Raw genomic sequence first — 20,107 nt, forward strand, 5'->3', positions numbered from 1 at the left:
CAAGCCCTCCCTTCGTTCCTCTTCAGGTCATTGAGCGGCCGCCGGCAGTCGGCCGGCGCCGGTTTCGCTTCCGCCGATCGTCCCCATCAGCCCGCGCAGCCGCCGGGCAATGTCCCCGATGCTTGCGGCGGTGGCGGCGAGTCGGGCGGCGCGGGCATCGGTGGCTTCCGCGGCGGAGCGCATGGCGACGGTCTCGGCCGCCACGTGGTGGCTTTCCTGCGCGGCACCCTCGGCGACGCCCAGTGCATCGCGGGCCGCCGTGGCGACGCCGCCGATGCCGGCGGCGACGGCCTCCGCCTCGGCATGGGCGGCGCCGATACCGGCGGTGACCTGGCGTGCCGCCTCGGCCTGCTCCGCCACCGCGTCGCCCACGTCGCGCACCGCCGTGCCGAGGCTGTCGACCACGCCGGTGATGGCGCGGATGACCGCAACGGCATCGCCGGCCTCCTGCTGGATGGCGGCGATCTTGTGCTCGATGTCCTCAACCGCCCGGGCGGTTTGGCCGGCCAGACCCTTGACCTCCGATGCGACGACCACGAAGCCTTTGCCGGCCTCGCCGGCGCGCGCCGCCTCGATGGTGGCGTTCAGCGCCAGAAGGTTGGTCTGCTCGGCGATCTCACGGATCAGGCGCAGCACGTCGCCGATGGCGCCGGCGGCGCGGCCCAGGTCGTCGACCGTCCGGCCGGCCTTGCCGGCATGGTCCATGGCGCTGTCCACCACCCGCCGTGCCGCCACCATGCCATCTTCGATGGCGGCGATGCGGGCGGTGATGCGGCCGGTGTCGGCGGTGGCGCCGCCCATGTGCTCGGCCATGACGGCGGCGGCGCGGTCAATGCGGGCGGCGTGCTCGTCCACCGTGCGGACCGCGCCGGTCATGCGGTCCAGGCTGCCGCACACCGCCCCGGCTTTGTCGGACACCGTGCCGGCCTTGGCGGTGGTGTCGCGGGCCTGCGCCGCCAGCTCGTCCGACAGCAGGGCCAGGTCGTGCGCCGCCGCGGACAGGTCGCGCGCGCCCTCGGCGACGCCGCCGACGATGTGTTCGATGTTGTCGATCAGGCGGTTGTAGGCGAAGGCCAGGTCCGCGGCCTCGTCCCCCGACCCCTCATCCAGGCGGACCTTGAGATCGGCGCCGCCGCGCGACAGGGCCAGCATGTTGGCCAGCAGGGTGCCGGTGCCCAGCGTGGCGCCGTGCTCCGCCTCGTTGAGGCCCAGCAACTCGTGCTCGCGCGACACCCGCATACCGCCGCCGAGGCCGGCGTTCAGCAGCTTGAAGAAGATCAGCGACAGGCCGAACGCCCAGACGAAGGCGGCGGTCACCCCCTCCGCCTGCACCAGGAACTGCGACCAGACGTCGCCGGCCGGCATTTTGTCGGGCATGGCGAAGAAGGCGGTCATCAGCGTGCCCCAGGCGCCGCACACACCGTGGACGGGCACGGCGCCGACGGCGTCGTCCAGCTTCAGCAGCCGCTCCATCGCCTCGCCCGCCGCCAGCACGACCATACCGGCGGAGGCGCCGATGAACAGGGCGCCGGCGGTGCCCACCGCGTCGCATCCCGCGGTGATGGCGACCAGCCCGCCCAGCACGCCGTTGATCACCCGGTCGACCCGCCACAGCCCGTCCATGAGCCGGCCGATGATCATGCCGACCACGCCGCCGACGGCGCCCGACACGATGGTGTTGAAGACGATGTGCGCGAACTGGGGCGTGCCGGCCAGGGTGGAGCCGCCGTTGAAGCCGATCCAGCCCACCCACAGGATCAGCGCCCCGGAGGTGGCGAGCACCGGGCTGTGCCCCTGGATGGGGACGGACCGGCCTTCGGGCGTGAAGCGCCCGATGCGCGGTCCCAGGACGATCACCGCCGCCAGCGCCACCCAGCCGCCGACGGAGTGGACGACGGTGGAGCCGGCGAAGTCGATGAACCCCTCCGAGGCGAGCCAGGCGGGGTTGTCCTCGATCAGCGCGCTGCCCCACGCCCAGTGGCCGAACACGGGGTAGATGAGGCCGGAGACGAAGACCGTGGCCCAGAGATAGCTGGTGAAGCGCATGCGCTCCGCCACCGCCCCGGAGACGATGGTGGCGGCGGTGCCGCAAAAGACGAGCTGGAAGATGAAGAAGGCATAGTCCCAGTCGTTGGAATGATTGAACGCCAGCATGTTGGTGTTCCAGCCGACCACCCCGCCGGCGCTGGTCCCGAACATGACGGCGAAGCCGAACACGCCGAAGATGGTGACGGCGGCAACGAAGTCGACCAGGTTTTTCTGGGCCACGTTGATCGAGTTCTTGGAGCGCACCAGCCCGGCTTCGAGCAGCAGGAAACCCACCTGCATGAACATGACCAGCGCCGCAGCGGCCATCACCCAGACGAAGTTCAGGTTGGCCTGCACCTTCTCCACCGCCTCCAGACGGGCCAGAAGCTCCTCTGTCCGGGAAAACGCGGGTGTCGCGGTGCACAGGGTCAGGGTCATCGCCGGGACGGCAAGTCTCCACCCGGACATCCGACGGCGGTGGAACGGTCGTTCCGACAAACTTGTGCAGCGCAGCATTGGAGCGCCCATATCCATATCGGCCGACCCTGCTTCGGAACGTTGCCGTGCCGTGTTGCAAATCTTACGTTTACAATGATCCGGCGGCTGTAACATAAGCAACACAAGGGCGTCAATGCGCCGGTTTTGGGCGTATTGTTCGAATACTATGTCTGCATTGACGGGTTCTGCCTATCTGTTGAGCGTGATGCTTAAAATGCCTGCACGATTCCTGTCCATGGTGGCGGGCGGCCGTGCGTGCGCAGCCTCTTCCCCAACCCGTATCGGGAGGGGGACAATGGCGCCACCCATGGAGCCCCGGGAGAGGGTGCGATGAACCTGCGCGATCTGCGTTATCTGCTGGCAATCGCCGAGCACCGGCATTTCGGCAAGGCGGCCGAGGCGTGCCACGTCAGCCAGCCCACCCTGTCCGGCCAAGTCCGCAAGCTGGAGGACTGGCTGGGTGTCACCCTGTTCGAGCGAACCAACAAATGGGTCGTGCCGACCGAGATCGGCGAGCGCATCCTGGACCACGCCGCCCGTGCCGTCGCCGCCGCCGATGCGCTGGAGGCGGAGGCGCGGGCCGCCCGTGACCCGCTGGTGGGGGCGTTGAAGCTCGGGGTCATCCCGACCCTGGGACCGTATCTGATGCCGCTGATCTTCCGCCCGCTGCGCCGCGCCTGTCCGGCGCTGACCATCGAGCTGTGGGAGGACGTGACCGACAGCCTGCTGGAGCGCCTGCGCACCCGCAAGCTGGACGCCGCCCTCATCGCCACGGACGCGCCCGACGGCGACATGGCGGAGCGCTCCCTGTTCACCGAGCCGTTCCTGGCGGCCCTGCCGGAAGGGCACCCGCTGTCCGGGCGCGACCGGATTGCCGAGTCGGATCTGGCCGCCGACCTCATGGTGCTGGCCGACGGGCACTGCCTGCGCGACCAGGCTCTGGCCGCGTGCAGCGGGGCCGCGAACGACACCGCGGCGCTGCGCGCGGCCAGCCTGGAGACGCTGGTCAACATGGTGGCCGCCGGCTACGGCACCACCCTGATCCCCGGCCTGGCGGCCGGTGCCATGCGCGGGCGCGGCGTGGTGTTGCGGCCCCTGGCGGGCACAGCCTCGCGCACCGTGCGGCTGGTCAGCCGCGCCACCTTTCCGAGGAGCAGGGCGCTGGACGCCATCGCCGCCGTCATCCGGCAGGAGGTGGAGCCGTTCGGCTGAGCGTCAGCGCACGAAGGTGACCGCGTCCTCGGTCGCCGCCTGCCCGGCCGGCTTGGCCCCGTGGCCAAACTCTTGCGCCGCGGTCACCCGGCGGTACGCGCCGCGCGCCGGGGCGGGCCGTCCGGGGCGGGGCAGGGTGCCGGTGAACGCCGCCGCGGCGATGGCGCCCAGCCCGGCGAACAGGGCGACGGTGGCCCAGGGGTGCATCTCCGCCTGCGTGTAAAGGCTGGTGCCGCGCACGTAGCCGTGCAGGCCGGCGCGTTCGCGCCCGTTGCCGGACGGCGCCCACAGGCTGTCCCCGGGGTGGCGCTCCGCGCCGCCGGAACGCTGATAGCGCGTGAGGTAGCGGGACATGATGCGGTCGGTCAGGCGCGGCGCGAAGGTCTCGGCCAACTGGAACATCTTCCCCGCCCCGCCGACGACCAGGTCGCGCACGGGCGTCTGCGCGGCGTGCAGGATGGCCGCGGCCACGGTCTCGGGCGCGTAGAGTGGCGGCGGGTTCATCGGCTGGGTGCCGAAATGGTTGCGCCCGTGCTCCTCGAACAGGGTGTCGGTGGCGGTGGGCTTGATGAGGGTGACGGATACACCGGCGTCCTCCGCCTCCAGTTCCATGCGCAGGGCGTCGGTGAAGCCCTTCACCGCGTGCTTGGCGGCGGCATAGTGGCCCTGGAGCGGGATGGCACGAATGGACACCACGCTGCCGACGTTGATCAGGGAACCGCCGTGCGCCCGCAGATGGGGCAGGGCAGCCAGCGAGCCGTGGACGACGCCCCAATAGTCGGTGTCGAACAGCCGCCGCGCTTCGGCGACCGGGATCTCCTCGATGCGGCCGTAGATGGAGACACCGGCGTTGTTCACCCAGGTATCGATGCGACCGAAGGTCTCGATCGCGGTCCGCGCCAGCCGGCGCACGTCCTCTTCATCGCCCACGTCCACCGCGCAATGGGTGGCGGTCCCGCCGTCGCGGCGAATCTCCTCCGCGAGTTCCGCCAGGATGGCACCGTCGCGGGCGGCCAGCATGACCTGCGCGCCGCGCCGGGCGGCCATGCGCGCGGTGACGAGTCCGATGCCGCTGCTGGCGCCGGTGATGACGATGACCTGGTCCTCGATCGGCTTGAGGTGCACGCGCATGGGAGTCCTCATGGGGTTCTGCGGGGGAGGTTGGCAGACCGCGGCCTGTATCGGCCGCACGTTCCGCTGAGAACAGGGGTACCGCTCCGGCGTTCCCCGATCGGTTGCGACTTGGCGCGTGCGTTTCCCGCCCTTGAACGGGGCGTCCGCCGACCCACATTTAGATCACGGTACCCGGACGATTCGCTTGCCTCCATCATTGGCGACTGTCTGGACATTCGAACGCCGCATCGGTGCGCCGGCCGCACCGGTGCGGCGTTTTTCATGGGCATCCCGGCCGGGTGCGGAGTGTGACGTTTCCGCTGCAAAAGCCTCTTGACGGCATCCGGCGGAACGGGCATATGAGCGGCCTCCCGGCGATGGCCGGGACGGTTCTTGAAAAACCTAAGGTTCTGATGCGCTTGTGGCGGAATTGGTAGACGCGCTAGGTTCAGGTCCTAGTGGCTGCAAGGCCGTGGGGGTTCGAGTCCCTCCAAGCGCACCATGTGCGGACGTAGCTCAGGGGTAGAGCACAACCTTGCCAAGGTTGGGGTCGAGGGTTCGAATCCCTTCGTCCGCTCCATTACCGGCGGCCCTTACCAAGCCACCGGACGCCGCCTAACCACCGGCACCGCGCGCCCGTAGCTCAGCTGGATAGAGCACCAGACTACGAATCTGGGGGTCAGAGGTTCGAATCCTTTCGGGCGCGCCATTCTCTCTCTCGATACACGATCGACCTCATGTTCGGATGCGCCGGCTGGCAGGAAACATGCTCGCCAGGTCGAATTCGTCGACGTTCGGCAGGACCACGGCAAAGGACTCGTCCACCAGGGTCTCCAATCAGGCATCCAGCCCGCCCGTACAGACTTTCCCGGCGATCAACGAAGAGAATTCGACCCACGTCCGCTCCATCACCTCCGGCTCATGGCCTCCGGGGATCGGCGAGCAGCGCCCGGTATGCCGCCTCCACCGCCGCGGCCAGGGCGCGGGCGTCGCCGAGGGGGCCGTGGCGCAGGCGCGTGCGCAGCTCCGTGCGCAGGTCCGCCAGCCGTCCCGTGTCGGCGGCCAGCGCCACGGCGGTGCGCCGGTAGCCCTCCGGGTCGGTCGCCACCAGGTCGGGCAGGCCGACGCGGGTGAGCAGGGCGGCGCCGACCCGCGCGGCGTGGCGGTCACCGGCGAGGGTCACGACGGGCACCCCCATCCACAGGGCTTCGCAGGTGGTCGTGGTGCCGGTGTAGGGGAAGGGGTCGAGGCCCACGTCGATGCGCTCATAGAGGGCCAGGTGGGCCGCCCGGTCGGGCGTCCAGGCCACCGGGTCCAGGCGGTCGGCGGCCACGCCCGCGGCCGCGAACCGTGCCCGCAGATCGGCAATGACGGCGGGATCGCCGAGGGCGCGGCTCTTCAGCATCAGGCGTGAGCCCGGCACGTCCGCCAGGATGGCGGCCCACACCGCCACCACCGCCGGAGTGAGCTTGCCCAACGCGTTGAAGGAGCCGAACACGATCGGCCCCTCCGGCCGCGCCGCGCGCGGTTCCGGGGCACCGTCGGGCGGGCGGTAGCAGAGGAAGCCGCCGGGCAGCCGGATCAGCGGTTCGGAACTCCACGCCTCGGCCCCCGGCGGCTCGATGACGGGATCGGTGAGGCGGCCGTCGAGGGGCAGGCCGGTGGTGCCGGGATAGCCGATGGCGGTCAGGCAGACGGCGGCCGGGCGCCGGGCCAGCACCGCCAGCCGGCTGCCGCCGGTGTGGCCGCCCAGGTCGACCAGAACGTCGATGGCGTCGGCGCGGATCAGGTCGGCCAGGGCCGCGTCCCCCAGCCCCGCCACATCCCGCCAGCCGGCGGCGTGTGCCCGCAGGCGCGCCGTGGTGGCGTCCGGCCGGCGCACGGCGCTGTAGCACACGGGGTGGACGGCGCCGCGGTCATGGGCCTCCAGCAGCGGTTCGAAGAAGCTGGCCACCGAGTGGCTGCAGAAATCCGCCGAGAGGTAGCCGACGCGCAGCGGCCGGCCCGGCACCCACCGGGAGCGTGGGGCGGGCAGCGGCGGCGGCGCGTGCAGGCGGGCCCAGCGGCGGTGCTCCGCCAGCACGGCGCCCGGATCGGCGTCGGGGACGCTCTGAAGGAACAGCAGGGCGTCGGCGTGGCGTTCGCGGGGCAGGGCGGGGGTGATCGCCATGGCCCGGCGCAGCAGGGCCACCGCCTCCTCCGGCCGGCCGGCGTCGTGACGGGCCTGCGCCAGCACGCCCAGCGCCGCGACGGACCCCGGGCGCAGGCGCAGTGCCCGGCGGGCGGCCGTCGCCGCGGCGCCCGGCCGGCCGCGGTCGCGCAGAGCCTGGGCACGGTTGATCCACGCCTCCGCCAGTTCCGGATCGGCCGCCAGCGCGCGGGCCAGCGCGGCGCCGGCATCGCCGTCGCGCCCCAGGGCGCGCAGGGCCAGCGCGCGGCCGTTGTGCCCCTCCGCCAGGGTCGGGTTGCCGGCCAGGGCGGCGTCGAGCACCGCCAGCGCCGGCCCCGGCCGCTCCGCGGCGATCAGCGCCGCCGCGTGGTCCAGCGCCGCGGCGGGCCGGTCGGGAGTCATCCCGGCGGCCATGCCGAACGCCGCCGCCGCCGCCGCGGGGTCGGCGGGCAGCAGCAGCAGGCCGAGGTTGCGCGCGGCCGCGGCGTTGGCCGGATCGGCGGCGAGGGCGGCCCGGTAGGCGGCGGCGGCACGGCCGGGACGCCCCAGGTCGCGCAGCGCGTTGGCGCGGTTGAAATGCGCCTCCGTCAGGCCGGGATCGCGCCGCACCGCATCGCTGTAGGCGTCGATGGCGTCCGCCGTCCGCCCCGCCGCGTGCAGGGTGACGCCCAGGTTGTAGCGCACCCCCGCCGAAGCGGGCTCCAGCCCGGCCAGCGCGGCCCAGGGAGTGACCGCGGCGCCCGGCCCCTCCTCCCGCGCGGCGGCTTCGGCCAGGGCGTGCCAGACGTCGGGGCGGTTCGGTTCCAGCGCCAGCACGCGGCGCAGGGCCGGAACGCGCGGCCGGGACAGGGCGGCCAGCGCCGCCGCGTGGTTCAGGCGCAGGTCCGTGCGCTCGGGCGCCAGGCGGATGGCCGCGGCGAAGCGGTCGCAGGCGGCTTCGGGCCGGCCGTCGCGCGCCGCGGCGATGCCGGCGAGGTGCCAGGCGTCGGGCTGTGCCGGGTCGGCGTCGAGGATGCGCCCGCACAGGGCCTCGGCCTCGCCGAGCCGGCCGGCCTCCAGCAGATCGAGCGCGGCCAGCAGCGCCTCACCGATTCCGGCCATGGTCTCGTTCCGGGCGGGGGTGGGGAGTCGGGACCATGGCAACCGGTGGTCTGTCGTGCGGGGGCGGTGCACGATAGACCGGCCGCCGGCGTCCGCATAGCCGGAACGCCGGCGCGGAGCCTTACGCGTAGCGGTAGGGCGGGCCGGCGTTCTCAACACTGCCGTGGTCGCGTTCTTCAAGGACCGGCCGGAGGTCACGGAGTAGGGCCAGAGTTCTGAACTCCAAGCAATCTCCGCAGCCCAAGCCACTGATTATAAAAGAGAGTCGCACTTCAATCTTGAATTCAGTCGCCTACAGGCAAAATTCGTATAAGATGTCTTATGGAAAATACTTCCGGAGGGCTTCTGTTCCTCCGCGAAACGTGCCAGCATCCGGGCCTGTCCGCGGCGGCGGTTGCGCGCCCGCGGGTGATGCCGTCGCGGATGGGAGAGGGACGATGCCCGCCATGCCGACCCGCCGGGGATCCTGCCGTGTGCCCCGCCTTGTTTCCAACCCCGGGCTCCGTCGCATGGCCGCGGGCGCCGCGCTGGCACTGCTGGCGGCGGCCGTGCCCGGCCGGGTGGCCGGGGCGGCGGTGCCGGCCACGCCCGCACCGGTGGAACTGCGCTACGCCGTCCACGTCGGCGGGTTCCACCTGCTGGACGTGACGGTGGAGGCCCGGCTGCTGAACGGCCGCTACGAACTGACGGGGCAGGCCGCGTCGCGCGGCTTTCTCGACTGGTTCTCGCCCCTGCGCAGCCAATTCTCGGCAGCGGGCGTGCTGGAGCCGGGCGGGGCGCGGCCGGAGCGCTACCGGGCCGATCGCACCTGGCGGGGCCGCGACCGATCGGTCACGCTGGCCTACGACGGGTCGGCGGTGACCGAGGCGGTGGAGCCCCCGTCGGCCCGTGACGAGCGGGATCCGGTGCCCGACCCCCTCAAGCCCGGCACCCTCGACCCGCTGAGCGCCGGGCTGTCGGCCATGCTTGCGGTGTTCCGCGACGGGCGCTGCGGCGGCACCAGCCCGGTATTCGACGGCATGGCCCGCTACGACCTGATCGCCGGCGACGCCGGGGCCGCCACCCTGCCGGCGGCGCGCTACGGCCTTTATGCCGGCCCGGCGATCCGCTGCACGGTGGAGCCGCGCATGCTCGCCGGGTTCTGGCGCGGCGACGGCGACCGCCCGCGGCCGCAGGAGGGGGAACGGCGCACCGCCAGCCTGTGGCTGGCCCGCATCGGGCCGGGCGGCCTGCCCCTGCCCGTGCGCGCCGAGGTGGACGGCTGGTTCGGCGCCGCCGTCGTGCATCTGGTCGGCGGCAGCGGGCTGATGCATGCCGCGGCCGGCGCCGCCGGGGCGACCGCCGGGGTCACAGGGTCGCCAGCAGCATCAGCACCGCCAGGAGGCTGAAGAAGCCCAGCCCCAGCACATGCTGGGCAACGAGGCGGCGCTCCAGCGCCATGACCCGCCGGCTGGCCAGCCCCCACAGCCGTTGCAGGGCCGGCATGGGAGACGGCATGTCCGGCAGGTCGCGCAGGCGCGCCGCCGCGCGCACCAGCCGCGCCGCCGGCAGCGCCACATCCCCCGGCGGGACCGCCGGCACCCGCCAGCCCGTCCGCCACAGCACCGCCGCGAGGACCGCGCCGAGGGCCACCGGCCACAGCAGCGCCGGCAGATGGGCCAGCAGCGCCGCCGGGGCGGCGGCGGCCGGGGACCACAGGGCCACCAGCACCCACGGGCCGGCCAGCGCCGCCGCCGCCAGGCCGAGGAACGCCCCGGCCCCGCCCCGCCCCGCCGGCACCGTTCCGTCACCGCGGAGCAGCAGCAGGAAGCGCGTCATGTAGAGCACGGTCAGCGCCGAGGTCAGCGGCAACCCCACATGGATCAGGCCGAGCCAGGGCTCCGGCAGCATCCCGGCGGCGTCCTCCAGCCACGCCTTGGCCAGGGCGCCGCCGGTCGGCGGCAGCGCGGCCATGGAAAGCGCCAGCAGGGCCGCCACCGCAAGGCCGGAGCGGCCCCGCCCCACCCCGCCGGTGGCGAGCAGCAGCGCCGCCTTCACCAGCGCGTGGTGCACGGCGAAGAAGGCCAGCGCCGCGACCCCCGCCCTGCCACCGGGAGCCGCCGCCAACACGGCCAGGCCCACCGTCAGCATCCCCATCTGGCTGACCGTGGAATAGCCGAGCAGCGCCCGCGGCTGCCGCTGGGTGATCGCCAGCAGACCGCCGATCCAGGCGGTGGCCAGCCCCAGCACCACCACCGGCCCGGCCAGACCGGGCAGCGCCACCCCCTCCGGCGGCAGGAAGCGCAGCAGGCCGTAGACGGCGGCGTTCAGCACCGGTGCCGCGAACGCCGCGGCGGCGGCGGGCGGCATGGCGGCGTAGGCCGGCGCCTGCGCCACGTGCAGCGGCAGCACGCCCAGCTTGCTGCCCAGCCCGAACAGCAGCAGCAGGGCCGCCAGCTCCGGCGACCGGCCGGCGGCCATGATCATGAAGGCGGCCAGGGTCAGCAACTCCCCGAACAGGGCGACGGTCAGGTACAGGCGCCCGGCGCCCCTCCCCTCCGGGTCGGAACCGGCGGCGATCATGCCGTAGGCGGCGATGGTCATCACGGCGAAGAAGACGTAGAAGGCGACCGCATCCGCCACCATGGGGGCGCCCAGGCTGCCCGCCTGGGTCACCAGGAAGAACACGACGCGGCGCCGTTCGGCGGGGTCCGCCGGGTCGCTGCCGGTCAGGCGCCAGTGCAGGCCGGCGACCGCCCACACCAGGGCCGAGCCGCCGAGGAACAGCCGGCCGAGTCCGTCCGGCTCCAGCGTGGTGCCGAGGACGACGACCGGCATCGCCACCGACGCCCCGTCGGGCAGCAGCAGGGCGGCAGCCAGGGCCGGCAGCGGCGCCGCCGGCAGCAGCCGCACCGCCGACGGCCGGCCGGCCGCGGTGAGGGCGAGGGCGGCGACCAGCAGCGGCGCCAGTACCGCGGCGGGCAGGAGAAGGGCCGCGACCATCACGGAAACTCCTGTTCGGCGATGAAGCGGCTCCACCCCAGGGGGCTGGCGTCGAGCCCGGCGAGGAGTCCGGCGGCCAGACTCAGCGCCGCGGTGAACACCACCGGCCCGAGTAGCCGCAGGTCGGTCTCGAAGCGGCCGCGCCGGCCCTTGTCCTCGTCCGGCCAGGGGCCGGTGCGCGGGGTGAACCAGGCGCGGTAGAGGATGGGCAGGAAATAGGTGGCGTTCAGCGCACTGCTGGTCAGCAGCACCACCACCACCCAGCCCTGCCCCGCCGCCAGCGCGCCCACGCCCAGATACCATTCACTGATGAACCCGGCGACCGGCGGTGCCCCCATCATGCCCAGGGCCGCCACGGTGAAGGCGGCCATGGTCCACGGCATGCGCCGCCCCGCCCCGTCCATCTCGCTGATCCGGTGGATGCCCAGCGTCTCCGCCAGGTTGCCGGCGCAGAAGAACAGGGTGATCTTCATGATCCCCTGGTGGACCAGATGGACCAGTCCGCCCACGGTAGCGATGGGACCGGCCAGGGCGATGCCCAGGATGATGTAGGACAACTGGCTGATGGTGGAAAAGGCCAGCCGCCGCTTCAGGTCGTCCTGTTGCAGCGCCCGCAGGGAGCCGTAGAGGATCGTCACCGCCGCCAGCACCGCCAGCGGCGTGGTGACGCCGAGGTCCACCGCCAGCTCCTGCCCGTAGACGTCGTAAACCACGCGCACGATGCCGAAGGCGCCCGCCTTGACCACCGCCACCGCGTGCAGCAGCGCGCTGACCGGTGCCGGCGCCACCATCGCCCGCGGCAGCCAGCCGTGGAACGGCACCAGCGCCGCCTTGACGCCGAACCCGCCGACCATCAGCACGAAGCAGGCGGTCAGCGCCACACGGTGCTCCGGCCCGACGTGGTCGAGCGCTCCGCCCTCCTCCACGAAGTCGAACGTGCCGGCCACCACGTGCAGCCAGACGATGCCGACCAGCAGCGCCGCCCCGCCCGGCACGGCGTAGCGCAGATAGGTGCGCCCCGCCGCCAGCGCCGCGTCGGTGCCGCGGTGGACCACCAGCGGGTAGGTGGACAGCGTCAGGATCTCGTAGAACAGGAACAGGGTCAGCAGGTTGCCGGCCTGGGCGATGCCCACCGTGGCGGTGACGCACAGGCTGAAGAAGCCGAAGAAGCGGCTGCGGTGCGGCGCGTGCTCCAGATAACCGATGGCGTAGATCGTCGTCGCCAGCCACAGGGTGGAGGACAGGGTGACGAACAGCAGGGCCAGCGCGTCGATGCGCAGCACGAAGTCCATCCCCGGCAGCAGCGGGAACGTCGTCTCGAACCGCTCGCCGTGCCACACGCCCCACAGCATCAGCGCGGTCAGGGCCGTCTTCAGGATCGCCCCGGCCAGGTTCAGCGCGGTGCGCAGGCCGACGCGCTCCTCCGGCAGGACAAAGATGATCAGGCCGGGGATCAGCGAGGACAGCACGATCAGCAGGGGCGGCAGGCTGGTCCAGGTCATGGCGTGCCCACCTCCAGCAGCCGGGCCATCGGCCCGCCGGCCAGCCCCATCAGCAGCGACACCGTGGCAAGCACCAGCGGCACCCCCTGCATCCACGGCGACACCGGGGTGAAGGGGGTGTCCGACGCATCCCGGAAGGCGGGGGCGAGGATGGCGAAGACGTAGCCGGCGGCCAGCAGCCCGCCCAGCACCAGGACCACCGCCCACCACCACTGGCCACCCGCCAGGGCCGCCCCCAGCAGCAGCCATTTGGCCAGGAAACCGCCGCTGGGCGGCAGGCCCATCAGCGTCAGTCCGCCGATGCCCAGCGCGAACACCGTCAGCGGCATCCGGCGCACCGCGCCGTGGATGGACGACAGCCGGTCGGTGCCCAGCGCCTCAAGGATCAGGCCGGCGGCCAGGAACATGGCGGCCTTGGCGACGGCGTGGGCGGCCAGCAGCAGCACGCCGCCCGACCACGCCCCGACGGTTCCCGCCAGCGGGATCAGCAGCAGCAGGTAGCCGGTCTGCGCGACGGTGGAGTAGGCCAGCAGCGGCTTCAGCCGGTCCTGCCGCAGCGCCGCCACCGAACCCCAGAGCACCGACACCGCCCCGATGGCGCCCACGAACTGGCGCACCGCCTCCCCCGACACCACGCCGAACACGGCGTCCCACAGGCGCAGCAGCACCAGAACCGAGGCGGCGATCACCAGCCCCGACAGCAGGGCGCTGGCGTGGCTGGGGGCGGCGGAGTGGGCGGGCGGCAGCCAGACGTGCATGGGGAACAGCGCCGCCTTGGCGATCAGCCCGGCGGTCATCAGCGCCAGGGCGAGGCCGGCCGGCGTCCCCTCCTGCACCGCCGCGCCGAGCTGGGCAAGATCGAGCGTGCCGAACCCGTACAGGAAGCCGACGCCGATGAGGTAGCAGAGCGACCCCACCTGGGCCAGCAGCAGGTAGCGCATGGCCGCGGTGACCGCCGCCTCCTTGCCCTCCAGCGCCACCAGCACGACGGCGGCCATGGCGATCAGCTCCAGGCAGACGAACAGGTTGAACACGTCCGCCGCGAGGTAGAGGGCGTTCAGCCCCGCCCACAGCATCAGGAAGGGGGGCCAGAAGCGCCCCGGCGCCCGCTCCAGGTCGCCGTGGGTCTCGTACCCCGGGGCGAACAGCGACACCGCCCAGCCCACCAGCGCCGTGACCACCATCATCAGCGCCCCGGCACCGTCCAGGCGCCATTCGATCCCCAGCGGTGCCCCCCAGCCGCCCGGCGCATGGCGCACCACCTCCCCCTGCCCGACCGCGTCGGCCAGCACGGCCGCCCCCACCACCAGGACCGGTGCCGTCAGGTTGGCGATCCACGCCACCCGCCGTCCGCCGATCAGGAAGCACAGGGTGGCCGCCACCAGGGGCAGAGCCACCATCACGGAGATCCAGCCGCCGTAATCGTTCACCGCCGTCCCTCCCCGGGTGCGGGGGGGGCGCCGGCGGTGTCGGCCGCGTCGGCCTCGTCCGTCGCGGTGGGATCCACCGGATCGTCCACGGCGTCCAGGGTGTCCCGCCCCGTCTCGTCGGCGACGCGGCGCAGCAGCGACAGGGCGTAGGCGGTGACCGAGATGGAGATGACGATCCCCGTCAGCACCAGCGCCTGAAGCACCGTGTCGGGGCCGCCCTCGCCGTCGACGGGGGCGGAGCCGATCATGAAGGTGAAGGCACCGCTGGCCGCCACGTTCAGGGCCACGATCTTGCCCAGCAGGTCCGGCCGGTCGAAGATCCCGAAGACGCCGATGGCCAGGATCAGCACCCCGGCGACGGCGAAGACCGGTGCGGCATCGGTCACGGCGTCCATGGGGCCCTCCCCGCGTCCGGCGGGCGGCGCGGCGGCACGCCCACCACCAGGGCCGCCAGGCACAGGCCGATGGACAGGGTCAGCATGCCCTCCACCGCGACGATGATCCCGTAGGCCAGTCCGGGCGGGTATTCCAGGAAGGCCGCGCCGCCCCCCACCGGCCCGACCGCCGCCAGCAGGAACGCGAACAGCCCGATGGCCATGCCCGTGCGCAGCCACCACCGCCGGGCCGAGAACGGCAGGCGGCCGGTGAGGATCAGCCCCACCGCGGCCCCGGCCAGCACCGTGCCGCCCTGGAAGGCGCCGCCGGGCTGCGTCGATCCCGCCCACCACAGGTGCGCCGCCATCAGCAGCGCCATGGGCGCCAGACGGGTGCCGAAGGCGTTGGCGACCGGCGTCACGGCGGAGCCGAGGGCCAGCGGCTCGGTGGCGACGGGGGAGGCGCGGCCGACCGGGGCCAACAGGTGGATGCCCACCGCCGCCATCAGCAGGACGGCCACCTCCACCAGCGTGTCGTAGGCGCGGAAGTTCAGCAGCACGGCGGTCACCGGCTGGATCACGCCGCTCTCGGCCAGGTGCCGGTCCACCAGCTCACCCACGCGGGGAGCGCGCGGCATGACCAGGGCGCCCCGCACCATCAGGCCGGCAACCAGCACCGCCAGGGCGGCCGTGGCGATGCGGACGGCCCGTTCAGCGGTCATCGGACCTGCCCCCGCGGCGGCGCAGACGGCCGATGGTGTCGAACAGCACGACGCCGGTCACCACGCCGCCCACCGCCGCCTCGGCCAGCGCCAGGTCCGGCGCGTCCAGGCGCACCCACACCAGGGCCATCTGGAAGGTGAAGGCCAGGAACAGCAGCACGGTGCTGAGCGGCCGGGTGCGTCGGAGCACGACCAGCAGGGCCAGCACCACCAGGCCGCCGGCGAACAGCAGGTCGAAGGCCAGGGCGATCATCGCTCCGCCTCCTCCGGCTTCGCCGCGGGCTCGCTGCCCACGGGCATACCGCTGACCGGCACCCCGCTGACCGGTACGCCATGGTCGAGGGCCGCCTTGGCCAGCACGTTGCCGGCCACCGCCACGCCCGCCAGGGTGGCCATCCACACCAGCGCCAGCTTCGCCGCGTGGGCCCAGCCGGGATCCTGGAGGACCAGGCCGACGGCGATCAGCCCGACGCCCAGGTTGTCCGCCTTGGTCACCGCGTGCAGGCGCGTGTAGAGGTCGGGAAAGCGCAGCAGCCCCACCGTTCCGGCGACGAAGAAGCCGGCGCCGGCGAGGATGAAGGCGACGCTGAGGATCTCCGTCAGGGTCATGGCGCCCTCCCGTCGCGGTCGGTGCCGGGGGCCGGCGGCACCGCGTCGTCCTCGCCCGGCGGCGTGCCGCGCCACCACAGGCGGCGGGCGAACGTCAGGGAGGTGAAGGGCGCCAGCATCGCCGCCACCAGCGCCACGTCGTCGGCCGCCGCCATGCCCGCCGCCGCCCCCACCAGCAGGACGGCGACCACCGACGTGGTCCCCATCAGGTTGACGATCACCAGACGGTCGGCGATCGTCCGCTCCCGCCTCAGGAGCAACAGCCCCACCCCGGCGTTGGCCAGCAGGAACAGGGCGACGGCAATGTTGAGGGTCTGCACGGGCGGGGTCTCCCTTGCGGCGGGGCGGTCAGGGGGCGGTGTCGGCGTCGGGCAGGGCCCAGGCGATCCAATCCTCCATACGGGCGAGCATCGCCTCGTTCGGCAGGGTCCGGTCGATGACGTGGATCCGCAGGCCGTCGTCCTGCACGTCCATAACCAGGGAACCGGGAATCATCGTCGCGGCGAAACCCAGCGCTACGCCCACGTCGGCGCGGCCGCTGCGCAGCCGATAGGTGAGCACGCCGGGGTCGATGGCCGGGCGCGGTGTGAAGGCGCGCCACGCCACGTCCACCCCGCCCCGGATCGACACCCAGGCGAGCATGGGCAGCAGAATGGCGAAGCGGAGAACGCGCAGCCGCGTGCGGCGCGGCGGCACGAGGACGAGGCTGGCGGGAACCGCCAGCGCGACGGCGAGCAGACCATAGGCCCAGGAGTCCGCCGGCCGGCCCGTCAGCACGACCCACAGCAGGGCGAACAGCCCGATGCGGACAGCCACGGCGGGTGCCGTGTGCCGCCCGACGAGGCGGCCCCGGGGAACGCGGCGATGATCGCGTGCGCTGTCCGTCACCCCCTTCGCTCCCCGTCCGTTGCCGCCCCGCTGTCGACCTAAACCCAAGCCTGCGCTTGCGGTTCCCTGCGCGGCGCGGCTATTCGGCGCCGACGCCGGCGGATGGGATGATCAGCAGGTCGCACGGCGGCGCCGTGGCGGTCGCGGCGGCGATGCCGCCGAACAGCCGGTTCCCCGATCCGCTGGTCCCGATCACCAGCAGGTCCGGCCCGGCGTGCTTCACCTCGGCGTTGAGGACGGAGATGGTCTCGCCGTCGCGCAGGCGCAGGTCGATCTCGTTGACCAGGGCCGGCCGGCCGAGCCGCCGCCCCACCGCGCGGATGCGGGCGGCCAACGCCTCACGGTGCTGGCCGCCGACCTCGTTCCGGTTCTCCGGCGTGTCGAGGAAGCCGCCGAAGGGGACGTGGAAGGCGTGGACGACCGTGATCCGGCAGTCGGGGAACAGGGCCAGCGTGGCCTCCAGCCCGCGCTCCGCCGCGTCGGAATCGTCCATGCCGATCATCACCTTGCCATAGTCGTCGCCGGCCGGATCGACCACCGACAGCACCGGGGCGATGCCGGCGTCGGCCACCCGCTGCGCCGTGCCGGCGCTGAACATGTCGCGCAGCAGCGACGGCCGGTGGGCGCCGAGCACGACCAGATCGACGCCGCCGGCATGGACCCGGCGGACGATTTCCTCGGCCGGGTCGCCGACGCGCACCTCCAGGCTGACGGTCCGCCCCTCGACGGCGTGTCCCTTCAGCAGACGGGCGAGCTTCGCCTCCGCCTCACGGCATTGCTCGTCATCGCTGATTGCGTAGGACCCGTTCTCGACGGTGTGCAGGACGGTCAGGGTGCCGGCCGCCCCCGTCAGCCGCAGCGCCCGCGCCAGGGCGCGATCGGACTGCGTGGACAGGTCGGTGGCGAGCAGAACGGATCTCATGGTGTGCAACTCCTTCCTCCCGGAGATTATGCCCGCACCCGGAACGACAAACGGAATGGAAAACCGTTCCGGGCCAATCGAAACACGGCTCCTCCGTTAAGCCATTGCAATATTCGCATGGCCTGCGGAATTCGTCCATGACCTGGCGCAACGCGGGCGGGATGGGACATTTCGTCGCCGGTGCTGTTCATCCGCGCAGAGCGGCCCCGGCAGGGGCGATCGGTGCCGGAGAACCTTATGGACGCTATGCATTCCGACCGGCCGGCGATCCTGGCCGACCTCAACGATCTGCTGCAACTGGACCGTGACGCCCTGCCGGTCTATGCCGCGGCACAGGCGTCCCTGCCGGGTGACGCCGAACGCGAGGCGCTGGCCGATTTCCGGGCCGACCACGAACGGCACGTGCGCGACCTGTCGGCGCTGGTGCGCGCACTGGGCGGCCTGCCGGCACCACTGCCCCACGTCCCGACGGGGTTCCTCAAGCTGGGGCTTCAGCTCGCCGCGACCGCCGGGGGCGAGCGGGCGGTGCTGCTGGCCTTCCGGGCCAACGAGCAGCAGGTCCGCAACAAGTACGCCCGCCACGCCCGCCGCCCCTACCCGCCGGAGATCGCCGCCCTGATCGCCCGCCACGCGGCTGACGAGGAGCGCCACTACAACTGGGTGTCCCGGCGCCTGGAGGCGCTGGGAGCGGGGACCGGGACGCCGTTGGGCCGCGCCGCCGCGGCCTTCGCCGGCCTGCACGGCGCCAACGCCGACGCACTGGAGGCCGCCGGGCGGACCGCGATGGAAGGGGCGGCCCGCTGGCTGCCGGCGTCGTCGCGGCGGTGAGCGATCGGCCATCACCTAATGCTCCCGCGATTCGTGCAGCGAATGCTGGACCTCGGTGACCGAGAGCACCGGCAGCACGCGCATAAACACCAGGAACAGCAGCAGGAACAGCCCGACCGTGCCGGCCAGCAGCGTCCAGTCCCACACGGTCGGGCTGTAGGTGGCCCAGCGCGCCGGCAGGAAGCCGTGCGACTGGCCGGCCACCACCAGCACGTAGCGCTCCACCCACATGGCTGCGACCACCGCCGCGGACACCGCGGCCAGCGGCAGCGGGCGGCAGCGCACCGCCGGGAACGCCAGTGCCGCGACCGCCCCCAGACAGACCGCCAGCGCGCCCCAGTAGTGCAGGGCGTAGGGGCCGGCGACCCGCTCCGCCAGAGCGCCCAGGGGGGCGGGGTCGCCGCCGTAGAAGGCATGGAATTCCTTGACCCCGTGGGCGTAGAGCAGCAGCGCGCCGAACAGCATCATGCCGCGGCCGAGATAGTCGAGATGCAGCCCCGTGAGATAATGGCCGAGATCGAACGCCTGGCGCAGCACCACCGTGATGATCGCCAGCAGGGCGAACCCCGAGAAGATGCCCCCGAACATCACGAAGGCGGGCAGGATCGAGCTGTGCCAGTCCGGCAGAACGGAGGAAGAGAAGAGATAGGCGCCGCCGGTGTGGACGAACACCGCGGGAATCGCCAGAATCGCCAGGCTGCGGTAGACCCGCCGCCACACCGCCCATTGCCGGGCCGAGCCGCGCCAGCCCAGCGCCAGCACCCCGTAGACCACCGCGTGCCAGCGCCGCCGCGCGCGGTTGCGCAGCAGCGCCAGGTCGGGAATCATGCCGACGTAGCCGAACACCAGGACGTAGAGGAAATAGAACAGGTAGGAGAAGACGTCCCATTGCAGCGGGCTGCGGAACTGCGGCCAGACCTCCAGCGTGCTGGCGTAGGGCAGCAGCCAGTAGAAGTAATCGGGCCGCCCCAGGTGCAGGATGGGAAAGATGGCGGAGCAGATGGTGGCGTACAGGGCCATCGCCTCGCCGTAGCGGTTCAGCGACGTCCGCCACTCCTTGCCGATCAGCAGCAGGACCGCCGACAGGATGGTGGCGGCGTGGGCAATGCCGATCCACCAGATGGTGCCGACGATGTCGTTGCCCCATACCACCGTGTTGTTGAGGCCCCAGACGCCGACGCCGCTGACCAGCAGCACCGTGGTCGAGACCACCCCCGTGACGGTGAGCAGGAGGGCCGCGGCCATCATCAGGTACCAGCGCCGTCGCGTCGCCCCCTCCAGGGGAAAGACCGTCAGATCGCTGGCCAGGGTCCCGACGTGCCCGGCCCTGCGGTGGGCCTCTGCGGTAAAGCCGTGGGGCTGCAGGCCGCGCTGGGTCATCGGGGCTCCGGTCGGGCGTTCGGGGGCGGGTCCCCCGGTTAAACGCCCCCTCGCCCGATTGTTCCCGCCGCCCCCGGGGCGGGGCGCATCAGCGCCCGGTGGTGAGGGCCACGGACAGCCGGGGCGACGCCTGCGCCGCGGTATTCTGCCAGGGCGGCGGCAGGGTGGTCGCCGCATACACCGCCGCGATCAGCGCGACGCGGGCCAGGGTCACCAGGGTGGTGCGGGCATAGGGAGGAATCTTGGGCATGGTCGTCTCTTCTTCTTCCGGGTGGTCCGCGACCGGGTGGAGCGGCTCTGTGACGAATTTGAGCAAACCTCGTGCCAATTGGTGGGCACCGGCCGCAG

General features: G+C 72.7%; 18 protein-coding genes and 3 tRNA genes. 6 read left to right on the forward strand and 15 right to left on the reverse strand.

What is annotated here, in order from left to right; genetic code table 11:
- Positions 1 to 27: 27 nt before the first annotated feature.
- Complete coding sequence (amt, locus tag G472_RS37300) at positions 28 to 2,466, reverse strand: ammonium transporter (RefSeq protein WP_051340612.1); 2,439 nt, start codon at positions 2,464 to 2,466, stop codon at positions 28 to 30.
- Positions 2,467 to 2,856: 390 nt separating this feature from the next.
- On the opposite strand from amt, the gene G472_RS0116925 reads away from it, so the two are divergent.
- The gene (locus tag G472_RS0116925) at positions 2,857 to 3,738 is read left to right on the forward strand and encodes a LysR substrate-binding domain-containing protein (RefSeq protein ID WP_029008191.1); all 882 of its coding nucleotides are present in this window, start codon (positions 2,857 to 2,859) and stop codon (positions 3,736 to 3,738) included.
- A gap of 3 nt (positions 3,739 to 3,741) precedes the next feature.
- Here the strand turns inward: G472_RS0116925 and G472_RS0116930 are convergent, their stop codons facing one another.
- Positions 3,742 to 4,869 (reverse strand): SDR family oxidoreductase, encoded by a 1,128-nt coding sequence (locus G472_RS0116930; protein ID WP_029009340.1) that lies wholly within the window; start codon positions 4,867 to 4,869, stop codon positions 3,742 to 3,744.
- Between the two features lie 397 nt (positions 4,870 to 5,266).
- Here G472_RS0116930 and G472_RS0116935 point away from each other — a divergent pair.
- The 3 genes from G472_RS0116935 (at position 5,267) to G472_RS0116945 (ending at position 5,560) form a co-directional block, all read left to right on the forward strand.
- Positions 5,267 to 5,353: transfer RNA gene (locus tag G472_RS0116935), tRNA-Leu, on the forward strand.
- A gap of 3 nt (positions 5,354 to 5,356) precedes the next feature.
- Positions 5,357 to 5,431: transfer RNA gene (locus G472_RS0116940), tRNA-Gly, on the forward strand.
- A gap of 52 nt (positions 5,432 to 5,483) precedes the next feature.
- Positions 5,484 to 5,560: transfer RNA gene (locus tag G472_RS0116945), tRNA-Arg, on the forward strand.
- Between the two features lie 210 nt (positions 5,561 to 5,770).
- Here the strand turns inward: G472_RS0116945 and G472_RS33745 are convergent.
- The gene (locus G472_RS33745; RefSeq protein WP_051340611.1) at positions 5,771 to 8,122 is read right to left on the reverse strand and encodes a tetratricopeptide repeat protein; all 2,352 of its coding nucleotides are present in this window, start codon (positions 8,120 to 8,122) and stop codon (positions 5,771 to 5,773) included.
- 509 nt (positions 8,123 to 8,631) lie between these two features.
- Here G472_RS33745 and G472_RS37305 point away from each other — a divergent pair.
- Positions 8,632 to 9,510 carry a DUF3108 domain-containing protein gene (locus G472_RS37305; RefSeq protein WP_029009341.1) on the forward strand — a complete coding sequence of 293 codons (879 nt, stop codon included), beginning with the start codon at positions 8,632 to 8,634 and terminating at the stop codon, positions 9,508 to 9,510.
- Here G472_RS37305 and G472_RS0116965 read toward each other — a convergent pair.
- The 10 genes from G472_RS0116965 to G472_RS0117010 all read right to left on the reverse strand — a co-directional run bounded on the left by G472_RS0116965 (position 9,470) and on the right by G472_RS0117010 (position 17,551).
- Entirely contained in the window at positions 9,470 to 11,104 is a 1,635-nt protein-coding gene (locus G472_RS0116965) for a proton-conducting transporter transmembrane domain-containing protein (RefSeq protein WP_029009342.1), read from the reverse strand. The genes G472_RS37305 and G472_RS0116965 overlap by 41 nt on opposite strands.
- A complete protein-coding gene (locus G472_RS0116970; protein ID WP_029009343.1) occupies positions 11,104 to 12,606 on the reverse strand; it encodes a complex I subunit 5 family protein in 1,503 nt (500 codons plus the stop codon). Before G472_RS0116970 ends, G472_RS0116965 begins: the two co-directional genes overlap by 1 nt.
- Positions 12,603 to 14,036: a complex I subunit 5 family protein gene (locus tag G472_RS0116975; protein WP_029009344.1), complete on the reverse strand. Its 1,434-nt coding sequence runs from the start codon at positions 14,034 to 14,036 to the stop codon at positions 12,603 to 12,605. The genes G472_RS0116970 and G472_RS0116975 overlap by 4 nt, the downstream gene beginning before the upstream one ends.
- Complete coding sequence (locus G472_RS33755) at positions 14,033 to 14,431, reverse strand: NADH-quinone oxidoreductase subunit K (RefSeq protein WP_051340924.1); 399 nt, start codon at positions 14,429 to 14,431, stop codon at positions 14,033 to 14,035. The genes G472_RS0116975 and G472_RS33755 overlap by 4 nt, the downstream gene beginning before the upstream one ends.
- Complete coding sequence (locus G472_RS33760; protein ID WP_051340925.1) at positions 14,419 to 15,132, reverse strand: Na(+)/H(+) antiporter subunit B; 714 nt, start codon at positions 15,130 to 15,132, stop codon at positions 14,419 to 14,421. Before G472_RS33760 ends, G472_RS33755 begins: the two co-directional genes overlap by 13 nt.
- Positions 15,122 to 15,385 carry a hydrogenase subunit MbhD domain-containing protein gene (locus G472_RS0116990; protein ID WP_029009345.1) on the reverse strand — a complete coding sequence of 88 codons (264 nt, stop codon included), beginning with the start codon at positions 15,383 to 15,385 and terminating at the stop codon, positions 15,122 to 15,124. The genes G472_RS33760 and G472_RS0116990 overlap by 11 nt, the downstream gene beginning before the upstream one ends.
- A complete protein-coding gene (locus tag G472_RS33765; protein WP_084536710.1) occupies positions 15,382 to 15,741 on the reverse strand; it encodes a cation:proton antiporter in 360 nt (119 codons plus the stop codon). The genes G472_RS0116990 and G472_RS33765 overlap by 4 nt, the downstream gene beginning before the upstream one ends.
- Positions 15,738 to 16,061 (reverse strand): monovalent cation/H+ antiporter complex subunit F, encoded by a 324-nt coding sequence (locus tag G472_RS33770; protein WP_051340926.1) that lies wholly within the window; start codon positions 16,059 to 16,061, stop codon positions 15,738 to 15,740. Before G472_RS33770 ends, G472_RS33765 begins: the two co-directional genes overlap by 4 nt.
- A 28-nt stretch (positions 16,062 to 16,089) precedes the next feature.
- Positions 16,090 to 16,629: a Na+/H+ antiporter subunit E gene (locus tag G472_RS33775; RefSeq protein ID WP_051340927.1), complete on the reverse strand. Its 540-nt coding sequence runs from the start codon at positions 16,627 to 16,629 to the stop codon at positions 16,090 to 16,092.
- A 79-nt stretch (positions 16,630 to 16,708) separates the two neighbouring features.
- Entirely contained in the window at positions 16,709 to 17,551 is an 843-nt protein-coding gene (locus tag G472_RS0117010) for a universal stress protein (RefSeq protein WP_029009346.1), read from the reverse strand.
- Between the two features lie 237 nt (positions 17,552 to 17,788).
- On the opposite strand from G472_RS0117010, the gene G472_RS33780 reads away from it, so the two are divergent.
- Positions 17,789 to 18,379, forward strand: coding sequence for a ferritin-like domain-containing protein (locus tag G472_RS33780; RefSeq protein WP_156927149.1), 591 nt, complete (start codon positions 17,789 to 17,791; stop codon positions 18,377 to 18,379).
- A gap of 15 nt (positions 18,380 to 18,394) precedes the next feature.
- On the opposite strand, the gene nrfD is transcribed toward G472_RS33780, so the two are convergent.
- Together nrfD and G472_RS39485 are read right to left on the reverse strand one after the other, a co-directional pair.
- A complete protein-coding gene (nrfD, locus tag G472_RS0117020) occupies positions 18,395 to 19,759 on the reverse strand; it encodes an NrfD/PsrC family molybdoenzyme membrane anchor subunit (protein WP_051340929.1) in 1,365 nt (454 codons plus the stop codon).
- 88 nt (positions 19,760 to 19,847) lie between these two features.
- The gene (locus G472_RS39485; RefSeq protein WP_169732825.1) at positions 19,848 to 20,009 is read right to left on the reverse strand and encodes a hypothetical protein; all 162 of its coding nucleotides are present in this window, start codon (positions 20,007 to 20,009) and stop codon (positions 19,848 to 19,850) included.
- Between the last annotated feature and the right edge of the window lie 98 nt (positions 20,010 to 20,107).

Origin of the sequence: Azospirillum halopraeferens DSM 3675 (assembly GCF_000429625.1) — a bacterium.
Taxonomy (GTDB): Bacteria; Pseudomonadota; Alphaproteobacteria; order Azospirillales; family Azospirillaceae; genus Azospirillum; species Azospirillum halopraeferens.